Raw genomic sequence first — 15431 nt, 5'->3', positions numbered from 1 at the left:
CTGCGGCGTATGCCAACAGTGTGGGACGACGGCTTTGTTCCCGCACGGCGTGTGTTGGGTCACCTACGCTGCAGGACGTGACCCCGAGCAACCCCCCTTCGCGCCCCACACCACCTGCCCTCGCCGCCGCCGCGGTGAGCGCCGTCGAGGCCCTTCTGCTCCTCGCGACGGCCGCGATCTACGGGCTCGAGCTGGCCGACGGGCGGGCCGAGGACCCGAGCACCGCGTCGATGTCGATGGTCGTCGCGATCATCTTCGCGATCCTGCTCGCCGTCCTCGCCGGGGCATGGGTCAAGGGCGCGCTGTGGCCCCGCAGCCCGACGATCGTGTGGAACGTCCTGCTCCTGCCCGCCGCCTGGACCCTGGCCCAGACCAACGGCCTGTGGTTCGGCCTCGGGCTCGCGGCCCTGGCGCTCGCCGGGGCCGTCGCGGCGCTCATGGCGCCCTCGCCGCACCTGCCGGACGGGGTGGCGTGATGGGCTTCGACGTCGTCGAGGCGAGCATCGCCTCCCTTCGTGCTGCGCTGGAGTCGGGGGAGACGACGAGCGAGGAGCTCGTCCGCGCCTACCTGGCCCGCATCGAGGCCTACGACTCCGCCGGCCCACGGCTCAACGCCGTCGTCGTGCCCAACCCCGCGGCCCTCGACGATGCCCGCGCCAGCGATGCCCGCCGGGCGCAGGGGGAGACCCTCGGCCCGCTCGACGGCATCCCGTACACGGCCAAGGACTCCTACCTGGCCACCGGGCTCACCTGTGCCAGCGGGTCGCCGGCCTTCGCCGACCTCGTCGCTCAGCGCGATGCCTTCACCATCGAGCGGCTGCGCGGCGTCGGTGCGGTGCTCATCGGCCTGACGAACATGCCGCCGATGGCCAACGGCGGCATGCAGCGCGGGGTCTACGGCCGGGCCGAGAGCCCCTACAACGGCGACTACCTCACCGCGGCCTTCGGCTCCGGCAGCTCCAACGGCTCGGGGACGGCGACGGCGGCGAGCTTCGCGGCCTTCGGCCTGGGGGAGGAAACCTGGTCCTCCGGGCGGGCGCCGGCGAGCAACAACGCGCTGTGCGCCTACACGCCCTCGCGGGGCGTGATCTCGGTGCGGGGCAACTGGCCGCTCGTGCCGTCGATGGACGTCGTCGTGCCGCACGCGCGCACGATGGCCGACCTGCTCGAGGTGCTCGACGTCGTCGTCGCAGACGACCCGGACACCACGGGTGACCTGTGGCGGACCCAGCCGTGGGTCGAGGTGCCCGCGGCCTCGCAGGTGCGGCCGGCGTCCTATCGGGCGCTCGCCGCGGATGGTGCCGCGCCGCTGCGTGGGCTGCGGCTCGGCGTGCCGCGGATGTACCTCGGCACCGACGAGGAGGCGGGCACCGGCGTCGGCTTCGGCGGGCCGATCGGCGAGCGGATCGTGCCGCGACCGAGCTCGCTGGAGCTCTTCGCGGCGGCGAGGGCGGATCTCGAGGCGGCGGGGGCGGAGGTCGTCGAGACCGACTTCCCCGTGGTGTCCAACTACGACGGCGACCGTGCCGGTGCGCCGACGATCGCGACGCGTGGGCTGCTGCCGGAGGGCTATCTCGAGGAGGAGATCTGGGAGCAGTCGATGTGGGGGTGGGAGACCTTCCTGCGGGCCAACGGCGACCCCGCCCTGCACCGGCTCGCCGACGTCGACGGCCCGCGGATCTTCCCGCACCCCGAGGGCGCGCTGCCCGACCGCTACGGCGAGCTCGACTTCGACCTCGCCGACTACGTCACCCGGGCGCGGCAGGCAGGGGTGGTCGAGGACGTCACGGCCCTGCCCCTGCTCGAAGGGGGTCTGCGTGGCCTGGAGGAGACGCGCCGCGTCGACCTCGAGGCGTGGATGGACGACCTGGGGCTCGACGCGGTGATCTTCCCGGCGGTGGCCGATGTCGGGCCGGCCGATGCGGACGTGCGTGAGGAGTCGGCAGACCTCGCGTGGCGCAATGGCGTGTGGGTGGCCAACGGCAACCTCGTGCCCCGTCACCTCGGGATCCCGACGGTCACCGTGCCGATGGGCACGATGAGCGACATCGGCATGCCGATCGGGCTGACCTTCGCCGGTCGCGGCTGGGACGACAACCGCCTGCTGGCGATCGCTGCGGCCTTCGAGTCGACGGGCCAGCGGCGCACCGAGCCCCCGCGCACGCCGCGGCTGGAGTGAGCGCGCCGGCCCCCGGCTGAGTGGGTCGAGGTATCCCCGACCGTCTATCCGGTCGCTGGCACCTCGACTGGTAGGTGCCCCGAGCGCCCTAGCAGGCGGGTGGAGGTATCCCCGACCGTCTATCCGGTCGCTGTTACCTCGACCCGCGGAAGCGCGACCTGCACCTCATCCGCTCGCCCGTCGACGACGAGGTATCCCCGACCGGCCACGCGCGGCAGGGGCGGGACCCGCAGGCCGAGCGCGTCGCCGTCTGACCGGGCCGACGGCTGGAGGAGCAGGCCGGTGCGGGTGCGCGCGAGGTCGGAGACCAGCCCGCGCACCTGGCCGACGGCCGTCTGGGTGGCCGTCGCGCCGATGACCAGCCCGCGGTCGGCGTCGAGACGACGCAGGATCTCCTTGAGCACGTCGGCGACGGGTGCGCCCTCGAGCCGGTCGAGGTCGTCGGCGATGACCGCGAGGTCGGGGTGCTGCTGGCGCAGGGCGATCAGCTCGTCCCGGTCATCCGCACCGAGGACCGGGCAGTCGAGCCCGTCGGCGATCGCCCCCGAGCCGATGACGACGAGTGGCTGCCCGGAGGCGACCACCTGGCGGGCGAGCAGTGACAGCGCCGTCGAGCGACCGCTGCGCGGCGGGCCGCAGACGAGGAACCGCCGCGCGCCGTCGGTGCGCCACACCACCGGGTCGCGACCGGAGCCGCCGAGCCCGAGCGGGATCCGCTCCCGCGGCGCTGCGGGCAGCACGTCGAGCGGCACCGACCCGGGCAGCTCCTCGACGACCCACGGGGGTGCGGCCGCTTCGCCCCCTCCAGAGGGGGCAAGTGACGGCAGCGCCACCTGCACGAGGTCGCCGCCCGGCTGGAGCCGAGCCCGACCGGGGACGAGCCGGTCCGAGACCTCGTTGCGGGTGAGTCCGGCCAGGGCGGCATCGCCCCGGTCGCTCAGGTGCAGCACGAGGCGGGTGCCGACGAGGGAGGAGACCCGGCCGGACAGCAGCTCGCGGCCACCTGCGACGACGACGCGCAGCCCGAGGGCGACGCCGTCGCGCATGAGCGTCTCGAGGGTCTCGGCCGTCTCACCGAGGTCGAGCGAGCCCCGCGGCCGCGTCACCCGGCCCCAGCCGTCGATCGCCAGGAGCAGGTGCGGCGGGGGAGGCGGACCCCCTTCGCGCTCGTGGGTGGCCCACCACGCGTCGAGGGTCGGGTGACCGCTGGCCCGCAACGCTGCTCGCCGCGCCGAGAGGTCGGACGCGAGGCGCTCGAGGAAGCGGCCCACGACTGTCGCCTCCTCCCCGTCGACGATGCTCCCGACGTGCGGCAAGGCGGACAGCCCGGCCAGCCGCGCGGACCCGTCACCGACGACCTGCACCTGCAGCCGGTCCGCCGACCACCGTTGCGTGGCAGCGGTGACGAGCGAGGCGAGGGCCGTGGTCCGACCGGAGCCGGGACCGCCGACGAGCATCCAGTGACCGTCGGTGGTCGCCCACTCCAGCGGTGACTGGCGCTGCTGCGCCGGCAGGTCCACGAGGCCGAAGGGAGCCCCCGTCACCTCGTCGTCGGGCAGCCGCGCCGCCTCGATGCTCTCCGGCAGCGGCGGCAGCCAGGGTCGGTGGGGTGCCGGGATGGCCAGCGACTGCGCCACCCGGGTCATCGTGCGCACGAGACGCTGCAGGTCGGTCGGCCCGAGGTCGTCGACGACGGGCGGCGTAGGCCAGGCCTCGCCGGGGAGGCGCACGAGCAGCGCACCGCCGACACCGGCGGCGTGCCCGGCGACCCGGCCGGTCTGGAAGGCGCGCGGCGGACCACCACCGGTACTCGCCAGGGCCCGGCCGGGGGCAGTCTCGGGGATCTCGGCCGCGTCGGGGCAACCGATGACGTCGTCGCTGTCGGCGCGGTCGCGCACGCGCAGCGCGATGCGCAGGTTGACGTTGGCCTTGATGTCCGCCGAGACGATGCCGCCGGGGCGCTGGGTGGCGAGCACGAGGTGCACGCCGAGCGAGCGGCCGACGGCAGCGATGCGCATGAGGTGGGCCATGACGTCGGGCTGCTCCTCGGCGAGCATGCGGAACTCGTCGATGACGATCATCAGCCGGGGCAGCGGGTCGCCCCGGTGGTCGTCGATGTCCTTGGCCCCCGACGCGGCGAGGACGTGCTCGCGGCGGGTCAGCTCGGCGTCGAGGCTGGTCAGGGCGCGTTCGGCCGCGGCCGGGTCGAGGTCGGTGAGCATGCCGACCGTGTGCGGCAGCCGCGCGCACTCGGCGAAGGCCGCCCCGCCCTTGTAGTCGACGAGGACGAAGGTCATCTCCTGCGGCGACAGGTGCGCCGCGAGGGAGGCGACCCAGCTCTGGAGGAACTCGGACTTGCCCGATCCGGTCGTGCCCGCGACGAGCGCGTGCGGCCCGTCGCGACGCAGGTCGATGCGGAAGTCCCCGTCGCCCGCCGCCCCGACGGTGACCTCGAGATCCACACGTCGTTCCCTGCCCTTCGAGACACTCGCCCGCTGCGCGGACTCGTTCCTCAGGGCCCGGAGGCCGCCCGCGGCCGTCTCGAAGGGTCCGTGCCACCTGTCTCGAATCGCATCCGCGTCGTCGGGGGAGAGGTCGAGCAGGTCGACCAGCCGTGCGCCGCCGGGCAGCGCCCCGCCCTGCGCGTCGGGGGTGGCGTCGCGCAGCGGGGTCAGGGCCGCGGCGAGGCGCCGTGCCCACGCATCACCGGTGCCGTCGACGACACCGCTCGCCGCCTCCTGACCGGCGACGAGCAGCCGCACCCGGTCGCCGTCCAGGGCGGCGACAGCGCGGGCCTCGTGCGGCAGCTGGTCGAGGGTGTCGGCGAGGGCGATGACGAGGACGCGGGCGGGACCCCCTTCGCTCATGATCGTGCGCAGGCCGGGGTCGGTGCGCCGGTCACCGACACCGTCGACCACGACGACGTGGGCCACGGGCACCGGGTCGCCCTCGCGACGGCGCTCGGGTGCGGTGGCGGCACGTTCGGCGGCGACGTGGGCCAGGCCGGCGAGCAGCGCGGCCCCGGACTCGCGGCCGGTGGCGACGCGTGCCGACCCGGGCACGTCGTCGTGGGCCCGCAGGTGGACCAGCCCGGCGAAGGGGGACCACCACCCGTCGTCGTCCCCGACGACGCTCACCTGCACGTCGTGGTGCGAGTGGAGCGTGGTGAGCTGGCCGAGCAGGTGCCGGGCGAGCCGGTCGCGGGTGGCCCGCGGGCCGGCGATGCCGAGCACGCCGACCTCGGCGAGGTCGACGCACAGGGGCACGTCGTCGAGCACGGGGTGCTCGCGGGCACCGGCGCGGTGCTCGACCTCGATCGTCGCGGGCAGGGCGCCGAGACCGAGCCGCAGGCACAGGTGCTCGTCGTGCTGGGGGCGCCTCTCCCACAGGCGTGCCGAGTCCCCGCGGGCTGCGTCGAGCAGCGCCGACGCGTCGGGTGCCGACCGCAGGCGGTGGCGTCGTTCGGCGCGCAGGGCGGCGGCGAGGCGCTTACCCGTGACGGCCCGGTCGCGGACCCACTGGGCGTGGGCCTCGCGGTGCTCGCGGCGCGAGGTCGTGCGGTCGGACAGGGTGGAGCCGAGGACGAGCAGCGGTGAGAGCAGGCCGAAGAGCAGCATCCGCGGCCCGAAGAAGACCGCGAGCAGCCCGGCGAAGGGCAGCGGCAGCAGCACCATGAGCCACGGGATGCGGCGGCGCGCGCCGGCGGTCGGCTCGAGCGGGACCCGGATGGTCGCGGGTGCCGTCGGCTGGGGCAGGTGGGGCGTGGGGTTGACCGCGAGGGTCCCGTCGCCGCTCGGGGTGCGTCGGGCGGGTCGGGGGCGGTGGGCCTCGACGGCGAAGGTCGTGTGCCCGGCGACCACCCGGCTGCCGGAGCGGACGCGGGCGCCGTCGCTGGGCAGGGGCGCGTCGTCGACGGTGGTGCCGTTCGTCGTGCCGAGGTCGCGGACGTGGACGCCGTCGCGGTCGACGGTCAGCTCGACGTGCTCCCGGGAGAGCGCGTCGTCGGCGACCCGCATCGTCGCGGCATCGCCCCGGCCGATGGTGTGCCGCCCGGGCGTGAGCTCCAGGGTGCGTCCGGCGTCGGGTCCGCTCACCGACACCAGGCGAAGGGGGGAGCGGCTCGCCTCTGCCGCAGCGGGATCCGCGGCGCCGACGATGAGCTCGGCCCCGTCGAGCAGGGGTGGCAGCCCGAGCGGAGCATCGGGCGCGAGGGCCTCGCCGCGGACGGTGGCGGTCGCGGCGGCGTGCCCGGTCGCAGCGAGCAGGTCGCTGAGCGTGTGGTGCGCCTCGGCGCGCACGTCGATCGTCTCGGGCCCCCCGCTGCCGGTGTCGATGATCGTCATCCGCAGCTGCATGACGGCACCGTAGGTCGATCCGGGTCAGCGCCGCCGAGAGTTGTCCACAGGGTCAGTCGTCGAGGCCCCGCGCGGCCAGCGCATCACCCATCGCATCCGCCCGCCGCAACGCGCCGACGATGAGCGGCACGGCGAAGGCCCGGGGGCTGGCGGCCAGACCCCGCGCGTGCTGCGCCTCGCGCACCCGCCGCCCCAGGTCGATGACCTGCGGCACGGCGCGGATCGCCAGCTGCAGCATCAGGCCCACCCGCTCGGGGTTGACCCCGACCCGCCGCAGCGGGCCGCTCGCCCGCACGACGACGTCGATGAGGTCGGTGGTGCGGGTCGTCAGCGTCACGAGGTTGGCCAGCAGCACGAGCGCGACGAGCACCCCGACGATGACGACGGCCCGCTGCCACCCCGCCACGACCGTCTGGAAGACCGCCAGCGGCACCATGACGAGCAGCAGCGGCCGCAGCATCTGCAGCAGCACCCGCACCGGCATCCGCGCCACGGCGTAGCCGACCAGCACCACGAGCAGCGCGCCGCCGGTGACCAGCGGCGAGCGGACGAAGGGGGAGGCCACACCCACGAGCAGCAGCGCGAGGAGCTTCGCCCCGGCCGGCAGCCGGTGCAGGAGGGAGTCGCCCTCGCGGTAGAGCCCGATCACCGGTCGTCGTCCATGAGCCCGAGGTAGTGGGCGATCGCGTCGGCGGGCGGGCCGTCGTGCACGAGGCGGCTGCGGTCGAAGACGAGCACCCGGTCGAAGTCCGCGAGCAGGTCGAGGTGGTGGGTCACGAGGACGACCTGCTGGGGCAGGCCCCGCACGACGTCGGCGACCCGGCGCGCGTTGCGGATGTCGAGCAGCGTCGTCGGCTCGTCCATGACGAGCAGGTCGGGCTCGGTGACGAGTACGGCGGCCAGGGCGAGCAGCTGCTTCTGCCCGCCGCTCAGCAGGTGCGCCGGGTGGTCGCCGCGACCGGCGAGGCCGTGGGCGGCCAGGGCGGCCTCGACCCGGGTGTCGACCTCGGCGCGGGTCAGCCCCCTTCGTCGGAGGCTGAAGGCGACGTCCTCGGCAACGGTCGGCATGACGATCTGCGCGTCGGGGTCGGTGAAGCAGAAGCCGACCCGCCGCCGCACCTCCTTGCCCTGCCGCGCGGTGTCGAGACCGTCGAGCGTAACCGTGCCCTGCTCGGGCACGACGAGCCCGTTGAGCATCCGGGCGAAGGTCGACTTGCCGGACCCGTTGGCCCCGATGACCCCGACCCGCTGCTCGGTCAGCCGCACGGTCACGTCGCGCAGCACCGGCGCGCCGCCGTCGAAGCCGTGCGTCACGTCGCGCACGTCGATCAGCATGCCTGCACCACCATCGCCACTCCCTGCCCGCCGCCGGCGGCGATCGCCGCGAGGCCGAGTCGCCCTTCGAGGCTCCGCACCTCAGGGAACGAAGATCCCACCAGCTGGTGGAAGAGCCGCACGACGAGCACGGCCCCGGAGGCGCCCCACGGGTGGCCCAGCGCCAGCGCCCCACCCTGCGCACACACGCGAAGGGGGTCGACCCCCAGCTCGTCGCAGCACGCGAGGACCTGCCCGGCGAAGGCTTCGTTGATCTCGATGGCGTCGAGGTCGTCGAGCCCGATCCCGCTGCGCTGCAGGGCTGCCCGCGTCGCGGGGACGAGCCCGCGGCCGGGTCGGCTCGGCTCGACGCCGGCCGTCGCCGTGGCGAGGATGCGCAGCCCGGGCACGCCCAGTCGTTCGTGGGTCGCCGCGTCGACGACCGCGACGGCGGCGGCGCCGTCGCTGATGCCGCAGGAGTTGCCGGCGGTCACGCTCCCTTCGTCGCGGAAGGCCGGCCGCAGCCGCGCCAGCTTGTCGACCGTGAGCGTCGCCCTGGGCCGGTCGTCGCGGGTCACGCCGGCGACGGCGACGACCTCCGCGTCGAAGGCCCCCGCATCCCGGGCGGCCACCGCACGCGCGTGCGACCGGGCTGCGTACTCGTCCTGGCGCTCGCGGGTGACGCAGGCCTCCTGCGCGAGCAGGTCGTTGGCCACGCCCATCTCGGGGTCATCCCACCCCGCCGGCGCGAAGGGAGCCCGCTCGTAGCGCACCGGATCGGCACCGTCGACGGGCGGCCAGTGCCGCCACGGGGCCGTGCTCACCGACTCCACGCCGCCCGCGAGCACGGCGCTGGCGCCCCCGCGCACGAGCGAGGCGGCGACGTCGATCGCGGCCAGGCCGCTCGCGCACTGCCGGTCGACGGTGAGCGCGGGGACGGTGACGGGCAGACCGGCCGCCAGCGACGCGGAGCGGGCCACGTCGCCCCCGGGGCCCATGCAGTTGCCGAGCACGACGTCGGTGATCTCCTCCGGCGCCAGGCCGGAGCGGGCGAGGGTCGCGGCGAGGACGGGGCCGGCGAGCCGGTCGGCGGTGACCCCGGCGAGTGAGCGCCCGGCGGTGCCGATGGCCGAGCGGGCCGCGGCGATGATGACTGGGGCGCTCATCGGGCCGCCTCCAGAGCCTCGCGGACGGCGTCGCGGTCGACCTTGTCGTGACGGGTGCGGGGGAGGGCGGGCAGGTGCAGCCAGCGGCGCGGCCGCTGGGCGGGAGCGAGGTGCTCGCGGGCGAGGGAGGTGAGGCGCTGCACGTCACCAGCATCGGTCACGGCTGCGGCGACGACCTCACCGAGGTCGGGGTGCGGCAGCCCGACGACGACCACGTCACCGCGCGTCAGGGGACGCAGCACGCCCTCGATGTCGGCGACCCGCACGGTGGCACCGGCCGTCGTGATCCCGCCGGCACGTCCGTGGACGACGACGCGACCGTCGACGACCTCGCCGCGGTCGCCGACGGTGACCCAGCCCCCTTCGCCTCGCAGCTCGTGGCCCGGCTCGAGGTAGCCGGCGCTGACATAGGGGGAGCGGACCCACAGCTCGCCGTCGCGCGCCTGCACGTCGACGCCCGGGAAGGGCCGCAGGTCGCCCGCGTGCTCGCCCCACGCGACGAAGGACAGCTCCGCCGCCCCGTAGTAGTGGTGCAGCCGCCCACCCGCGGTCGTCACCGCCGCGGCGGTCGCCTCGTCGACGCGGTCACCGGCGACGACGAGGGTGCGGCCGGCGAGGTCGGCCCCGTCCGCCAGCAGCCGACGAAGGGAGGTCGGCGTCAGGTGCGCATGGGTCGCCTCGGCGAGGCTCGGGGCGAGGCGCGCGCCGGCCCAGCGGGCGTGGACGGTGGCGAAGAGGTTCATCGTCGCGGTGGCCGGGCCGGGCACCCACACCCGGCTCGCAGCGGTGATGCCGGTGAGCCCGGCGAGCGAGGCGAAGGAGTCGGTCCACGACGCCGTCGTCCGCACGACGGTCCGGGGGCGACCGGACGTGCCGGAGGTCGGCAGGGCGACGAGCCGCCCCTGCTGGTCGGCCTCGACGAAGGCCGCGACCGGGTCCGCCGCCGCCAGGACGTGGACCTCAGGCGACGGCATCCTCTCGGGCCGTGCGTCGGGCGCGGATCAGACCCGGGTAGGCCGCGTGCACCCCCTTCGCGACGACGGCGGCGATGACGGCCTTGGCGAGGTCACCCGGGACGAAGGGGGCGGCGGCCACGAGCGCGGCGCTCACGGACAGGTCGGCGCGCAGGACCATGCCGATGACGCCGAGGAGGTTGAGCAGGAGGACGCCGCCGAGGACGTTGATCCCGATGCCGACGGCGGTGCGATAGGGCGTGCCCATCGCCTGGGTCATCGCACCGACCGCCCACGCCGCGATCGGCCAGCCGATCAGGTAGCCGACGCTCGGCCCGGCGAAGACCGCCAGTCCGCCGCGGCCACCGGCGAGCAGCGGCAGGCCGAGGGCGACGAGGGCGAGCAGGACGAGGACGGCCAGGGCGCCGCGGCGGGCGCCGAGGATCGCGCCGGCGAGCATGATGCCCAGCGACTGCGCGGTGATCGGGACGGCATTGCCGAAGGGGGCGATGGCCGGGATCAGGCCGAGGACGGCGATGATGCCGGCGAAGACGGCGACCTGCGCCAGGTCACGGCCGGTGGAGCGCTGGGTGGACACGGTGGGCCTCTCGGTCGGGGTTCGGCGCCGATCATGGCACGGTTCCGAGCGATTTCTGAACACCGTTCAGCAAGCGGTGCGGGCGGGCCTGTGGATTCTCGAGATGCGGATCGCCCTGATTTCAGTACCGTCGTGGCCCAGTGGACCGGGGAGGTTCACGAGCACGACGCCACACGACGAAGGGGGGATCAGCCGATGGATGCTGTCAAGACGGTCGAGACCGAGGTCCGCGAGCTCATCCGCCGATCCGGGCTCGACCCGATCCGCGAGACGGCCGAGGTCGCCGACCTCGTGCGCGCCGCCGTCTCCGACTACGACGAGCGCAGCACCCTCGGCGGGCTGCCGATGCTCGGCAACCTCGAGGACGCGGTCAAGTCCGTGCTCGACACGGTCGCCGGCTTCGGGCCGCTCCAGCGCTACTTCGACGACCCCCAGGTCGAGGAGATCTGGATCAACAGCCCGAGCCAGGTCTTCGTCGCGCGCAACGGTGTTGCCGAGCTGACCTCGACGGTGCTGACCTCCGACGAGGTCCGCGACCTCGTGGAGAAGATGCTCAAGTCCTCGGGGCGACGGATCGACCTGTCCTCTCCCTTCGTCGACGCAACGCTGCCCGACGGCTCGCGGCTGCACGTCGTCATCCCCGACATCACCCGGGAACACTGGGTCGTCAACATCCGCAAGTTCGTCGTCAAGGCCGACCACCTCGACGACCTCGTGCGGCTGGGCACGCTGACCAAGGAGGCAGCGACCTTCCTGCAGGCCGCCGTGGCCTCGGGGCTCAACGTCCTGGTCGCGGGAGGAACACAGGCGGGCAAGACCACGCTCCTCAACTGCCTGTCCGCGGCGATCCCGCCGAGAGAGCGGGTCGTGACCTGCGAGGAGGTCTTCGAGCTGAAGATCCCGCTGCGTGACGTCGTGTCGATGCAGTGTCGCCAGTCCAACCTCGAGGGTCTGGGCGAGGTGCCGCTGCGCCGCCTCGTCAAGGAGGCGCTGCGGATGCGGCCCTCGCGGATCATCGTCGGCGAGGTGCGTCAGGCCGAGAGCCTCGACCTGCTCATCGCGCTCAACTCGGGTCTGCCGGGCATGTGCACCATCCACGCCAACTCCGCGCGCGAGGCGGTGACGAAGATGTGCACCCTGCCGCTGCTGGCGGGCGAGAACGTCGGCTCGCGCTTCGTCGTGCCGACCGTCGCCGGCTCCATCGACCTCGTCGTGCACGCCGCCCTGGAGTCCGATGGCGTGCGTCGGGTGCGCGAGATCGTCGCCCTGCCGGGCCGGATCGAGAACGACGTCGTCGAGATCAGCGACATCTTCACCACCCGCGACGGCAAGCTCGTGCGGGCCGACGGCTACCCGCCGCACCGCGATCGCTTCCAGCGCGCTGGCTACGACGTGGCCGCGATCCTCGCCGGGGGCACGGCATGACCGGTGTCCTGCTCGGTGCCCTCCTCGGCGCCGGTCTCTTCCTCATCTGGTGGTCCGCGTGGCCGCGGGAGGAGCGCGAACGGGTCCATCGGGAGAGCCGCGTCATGCGTCGGCTCGGGGACGACCTCGCTCAGGCCGGCTACCGCGGCATCGGCCCCCGGCTGCTCCTGTCCGCGTGCGGCATCGCCTTCCTGCTGATTTTCCTGACGGTCACCGCGCTCACCGGGGTACCGGCCATCGCCCTCTGCTTCGCCGTCATGGCCGGGTGGGTGCCGGTCGCCGTCGTGCGGGTGCGGGCGCGCTCGCGACGGGCGCACCTGCGCGACCTGTGGCCCGACGCGGTCGACAACGTCACCTCGGCGGTGCGGGCCGGGCTCGCCCTGCCCGAGGCGCTCGCCCAGCTGTCCGTCCGCGGACCCGAGGAGCTGCGCCCTGCCTTCGCCGACTTCGCGAGCGACTACCGCACGACGGGCCGCTTCAACGACTGCCTCGACCGGCTCAAGACGCGACTGGCCGACCCGGTGGGGGACCGGCTCGTCGAGTCCCTGCGCATCGCCCGTGAGGTCGGCGGGTCCGACCTCGGCTCGCTGCTGCGGACCCTGTCGACCTTCCTGCGCGAGGACGCGCGCACCCGCGCCGAGCTCGAGACCCGCCAGTCGTGGACGGTCAACGCCGCCCGGCTGGCCGTCGCCGCTCCGTGGCTCGTCCTCGCGATGCTCTCGACCCGCCCCGAGTCCGTGCAGGCCTACAACACGGCGACCGGGGTGCTCGTCCTCGCCGGCGGTGCCGTCGCCACCGTCGTCGCCTACCGGGTCATGGTGCGCATCGGGCGCCTGCCGGAGGAGGAGCGGGTGCTGCGATGACCGACCTCCTCCACGACATCGGCCTGGCCCGCAGCGGGGCGCTGCTCGGTCTCGTGCTCGCCCTCGGGCTCGTCCTGGTCCACCAGGGGCTGCCGCGGCACCGTCGGGCGACTCTCGACGACCGGCTGGCTCCCTACCTGCGGGACACACCACGCCCTTCGCGGTTGCTCGCGGTTGACGACGTCTCCCTGACGGCCGTCATCCCGGCCGTCCTGCGGCCGGTCGTCACCGACCTGGCCCAGCGCGTCGAGCGGGTCCTCGGCGGGACGGCGTCGGTGCGCCGCCGGCTGCTGCGCGCCGGACGCGTTCCCGACACCGACCACTTCCGCGCCGAGCAGGTCGTCTACGGCTTCGTCGGCGCGGTGCTCGGCGGGGTCCTGGGTGTCGTCTACGTGACGGGGCAGGGGCGTTCGCCGCTCTTCCTGCTCGTGCTCGTCCTGCTCGGCTTCGCCATCGGCGTCGTCGTCCGCGACACCCTGCTCAGCCACGAGGCCGATCGGCGCGAGGCGCGCATGCTCGCCGAGTTCCCCACCGTCGCAGAGCTGCTCGCACTCGCGGTGGGTGCCGGCGAAGGTGCTGCCGGTGCCCTCGAGCGGGTCGTCCGCCTGTCCGACGGCGAGCTGTCGGACGAGCTCGGTCGCTGCCTCGCCGACGCTCGCGCGGGAGCCAGCCTCCCGGCGGCGCTGCAAGGGCTCGCCGACCGCACCGGTCTTGCCTCGCTCGCGCGCTTCGTCGACGGCATCGTCGTCGCGGTCGAGCGGGGCACCCCGCTCGCGGAGGTCCTGCGCGCCCAGGCGCAGGACGTCCGCGAGGAGGGGCGCCGCCTGATCATGGAGGCGGGTGGCAAGAAGGAGATCGCGATGATGGTCCCGGTCGTCTTCGGCGTGCTGCCCGTCACCATCCTCTTCGCCCTCTTCCCGGGCCTCGGGTTCTTCCAGTTCCAGATGTGACCAACCAGCACGCCACGAAGGAGACACACATGAGCGACCAGCTCGTCAAGGCACACATCCACCTCACCGACGCCGTGCGTCGGGCCACCGCCCGGCTCGACGACGAGACGGGCGACGTGCCCGGGTGGGTCCTCATCACCCTGATGACGGCCGCCCTCGTCACCGGCATCTGGGCGATCGCGGGGGAGCAGCTGCAGTCCATGTTCAAGAGCGCCCTCGAAGGCGTCACCGGCCCCGACCAGGTCCACAATTGATCCCAGCCGCGAGGCTGCACGACGACCGGGGATCGGCCGTCGTCGACTTCACGCTGACCTCCGTGCTGCTGCTCTTCGTCTTCCTCGGCGTCTTCCAGCTCGGGCTGACTCTCCACGTGCGCAACACGCTCATCTCGTGCGCGTCCGAGGGGGCCCGCTACGGCGCCCGCGAGGGTTCGACGCCGCAGGAGGGGGCCGGCCGAGCGCGTGACCTCATCGGCCGCAGCCTGTCCGGGCGCTTCGCGCAGGACGTCACCGCGCGTGTCGATCGCACCGACGCAGGCGTCGAGGTCGTCGTCGTCGACGTCACGGCGCCGCTGCCCGTCGTGGGGCCCTTCGGCCCCGGCAAGCAGCTCGAGGTGACCGGGCGGGCCTTCGAGGAGAGCCAGTGACCGTCGGGGGAGCCACGGTGGGCCGGCCCGGTGTGCGAGACCGCTTGGCGGACGAAGGGGGTACGGCCGTCATCGAGTTCGTCTGGCTGGCGATCCTGCTCCTCGTCCCCCTGATCTACCTCGTCATGTGCCTCGCCCGCGTGCAGGCCGGCTCCTACGCCGTGACCCAGGCCGCTCGCGAGTCGGCGAGGGCGTTCGTCACCGCCGAGGACGACGCCTCGGCGACGGCCCGGTCCCGGGCTGCGGCCGACATCGCCTTCGAGGACCAGGGCTTCCCGGGGCAGGGGACGATCGCCGTCGACTGCGCGGCGACCCCGTGCCTGACCCCGGGGGAGTCGGTGACCTCGCGTGCCCGGGTGCAGGTGCCGATGCCGCTCGTGCCCGCCTTCTTCCGCGAGGTTGTCCCGCTCGAGATCCCGGTCTCGGCGACGCAGACCGCGCCCGTGCCCAGGTACGAGGCGCGATGACCTCCCTTCGCTCCCGGGCTCGTGACGACAGCGGGCAGCTGAGCCTGCTCATCATGGGGCTGACCGTCATCGCGCTCACCCTGATCGTCGGCGCGCTCGCTGTCACCTCGGTCCACATCTCCCGGATGCGGCTGCTCGACGCCGCTGACTCCGCCGCGCTCGGCGCGACCGACGACAGCGCCGAGCTGGTCTACGAGCGCGGCCTCGACTCCGACCTGCCACTCGACGACGCGACCGTGCAGGAGAGCGCCGCCGAGCACCTCGCCAGCCGGCCGCTGCCGCACGGCCTCGAGAGCTGGCAGGTGGCCGACGGGACCGGTAGCCCCGACGGGAGGACGGCCGTGGTCCGGCTGACCGGCGAGGCGGACCTGCCGCTCATCGGCGGGCTCCTGCAGGAGCTGGGTGGGTCGGTGACGGTGACCGTCGAGTCCCGGGCTCGGGCAGGGGTGACACCCGGGTAGCCGGGGCGGTCAGGGACTGCCCGTCTCGGGGAGGGCCTACGGGAATCTAGGTGG

The 15431-nt window shown here is 74.2% G+C and carries 15 protein-coding genes; 9 read left to right on the top strand and 6 right to left on the bottom strand.

Annotated features, from left to right (window positions below; translation table 11 throughout):
* Nucleotides 1–77 precede the first annotated feature (77 nt).
* Both ACQBJO_RS11745 and ACQBJO_RS11740 read left to right on the top strand, forming a co-directional pair.
* Nucleotides 78–476 (top strand): hypothetical protein, encoded by a 399-nt coding sequence (locus ACQBJO_RS11745; RefSeq protein ID WP_255183989.1) that lies wholly within the window; start codon nt 78–80, stop codon nt 474–476.
* A complete protein-coding gene (locus ACQBJO_RS11740; RefSeq protein ID WP_421007443.1) occupies nt 476–2179 on the top strand; it encodes an amidase in 1704 nt (567 codons plus the stop codon). Before ACQBJO_RS11745 ends, ACQBJO_RS11740 begins: the two co-directional genes overlap by 1 nt.
* 119 nt (nt 2180–2298) lie before the next feature.
* On the opposite strand, the gene ACQBJO_RS11735 is transcribed toward ACQBJO_RS11740, so the two are convergent.
* The 6 genes from ACQBJO_RS11735 to ACQBJO_RS11710 are packed head-to-tail and all read right to left on the bottom strand — an operon-like array spanning nt 2299 to nt 10565.
* Nucleotides 2299–6534, bottom strand: a complete 4236-nt coding sequence (locus ACQBJO_RS11735; RefSeq protein WP_421007442.1) for an FtsK/SpoIIIE domain-containing protein — start codon at nt 6532–6534, stop codon at nt 2299–2301.
* Nucleotides 6535–6586: 52 nt separating this feature from the next.
* Nucleotides 6587–7183: an energy-coupling factor transporter transmembrane component T family protein gene (locus ACQBJO_RS11730; RefSeq protein ID WP_421007441.1), complete on the bottom strand. Its 597-nt coding sequence runs from the start codon at nt 7181–7183 to the stop codon at nt 6587–6589.
* Entirely contained in the window at nt 7180–7869 is a 690-nt protein-coding gene (locus tag ACQBJO_RS11725) for an energy-coupling factor ABC transporter ATP-binding protein (protein ID WP_421007440.1), read from the bottom strand. The genes ACQBJO_RS11730 and ACQBJO_RS11725 overlap by 4 nt, the downstream gene beginning before the upstream one ends.
* A complete protein-coding gene (locus tag ACQBJO_RS11720; RefSeq protein WP_421007439.1) occupies nt 7863–9014 on the bottom strand; it encodes a thiolase family protein in 1152 nt (383 codons plus the stop codon). Before ACQBJO_RS11720 ends, ACQBJO_RS11725 begins: the two co-directional genes overlap by 7 nt.
* On the bottom strand, nt 9011–9988 hold the full coding sequence (locus ACQBJO_RS11715) for an AMP-binding protein (protein ID WP_421007438.1): 978 nt from the start codon (nt 9986–9988) through the stop codon (nt 9011–9013). The genes ACQBJO_RS11720 and ACQBJO_RS11715 overlap by 4 nt, the downstream gene beginning before the upstream one ends.
* A complete protein-coding gene (locus ACQBJO_RS11710) occupies nt 9975–10565 on the bottom strand; it encodes a biotin transporter BioY (protein ID WP_421007437.1) in 591 nt (196 codons plus the stop codon). Before ACQBJO_RS11710 ends, ACQBJO_RS11715 begins: the two co-directional genes overlap by 14 nt.
* Before the next feature lie 195 nt (nt 10566–10760).
* On the opposite strand from ACQBJO_RS11710, the gene ACQBJO_RS11705 reads away from it, so the two are divergent.
* Genes ACQBJO_RS11705 through ACQBJO_RS11675 form a run of 7 tightly spaced genes read left to right on the top strand, consistent with a single transcriptional unit; the run spans nt 10761 to nt 15377 of the window.
* Complete coding sequence (locus ACQBJO_RS11705) at nt 10761–11990, top strand: CpaF family protein (RefSeq protein WP_421007436.1); 1230 nt, start codon at nt 10761–10763, stop codon at nt 11988–11990.
* Nucleotides 11987–12853, top strand: coding sequence for a type II secretion system F family protein (locus tag ACQBJO_RS11700; RefSeq protein ID WP_421007435.1), 867 nt, complete (start codon nt 11987–11989; stop codon nt 12851–12853). Before ACQBJO_RS11705 ends, ACQBJO_RS11700 begins: the two co-directional genes overlap by 4 nt.
* Nucleotides 12850–13803 (top strand): type II secretion system F family protein, encoded by a 954-nt coding sequence (locus ACQBJO_RS11695; protein WP_421007434.1) that lies wholly within the window; start codon nt 12850–12852, stop codon nt 13801–13803. The genes ACQBJO_RS11700 and ACQBJO_RS11695 overlap by 4 nt, the downstream gene beginning before the upstream one ends.
* Before the next feature lie 29 nt (nt 13804–13832).
* Entirely contained in the window at nt 13833–14057 is a 225-nt protein-coding gene (locus tag ACQBJO_RS11690; RefSeq protein WP_421007433.1) for a hypothetical protein, read from the top strand.
* On the top strand, nt 14054–14449 hold the full coding sequence (locus ACQBJO_RS11685; RefSeq protein WP_421007432.1) for a TadE family protein: 396 nt from the start codon (nt 14054–14056) through the stop codon (nt 14447–14449). The genes ACQBJO_RS11690 and ACQBJO_RS11685 overlap by 4 nt, the downstream gene beginning before the upstream one ends.
* Nucleotides 14446–14916, top strand: coding sequence for a pilus assembly protein (locus tag ACQBJO_RS11680; protein ID WP_421007431.1), 471 nt, complete (start codon nt 14446–14448; stop codon nt 14914–14916). The genes ACQBJO_RS11685 and ACQBJO_RS11680 overlap by 4 nt, the downstream gene beginning before the upstream one ends.
* On the top strand, nt 14913–15377 hold the full coding sequence (locus tag ACQBJO_RS11675) for a pilus assembly protein TadG-related protein (RefSeq protein ID WP_421007430.1): 465 nt from the start codon (nt 14913–14915) through the stop codon (nt 15375–15377). Before ACQBJO_RS11680 ends, ACQBJO_RS11675 begins: the two co-directional genes overlap by 4 nt.
* Nucleotides 15378–15431: the final 54 nt, after the last annotated feature.

Source organism: Janibacter zhangyanbonis (genome assembly GCF_050507325.1).
GTDB lineage: Bacteria > Actinomycetota > Actinomycetes > Actinomycetales > Dermatophilaceae > Janibacter.
The sequence above is the reverse complement of the archived record's forward strand: the minus strand, read 5'-3'. Positions and strand labels throughout refer to the sequence as shown.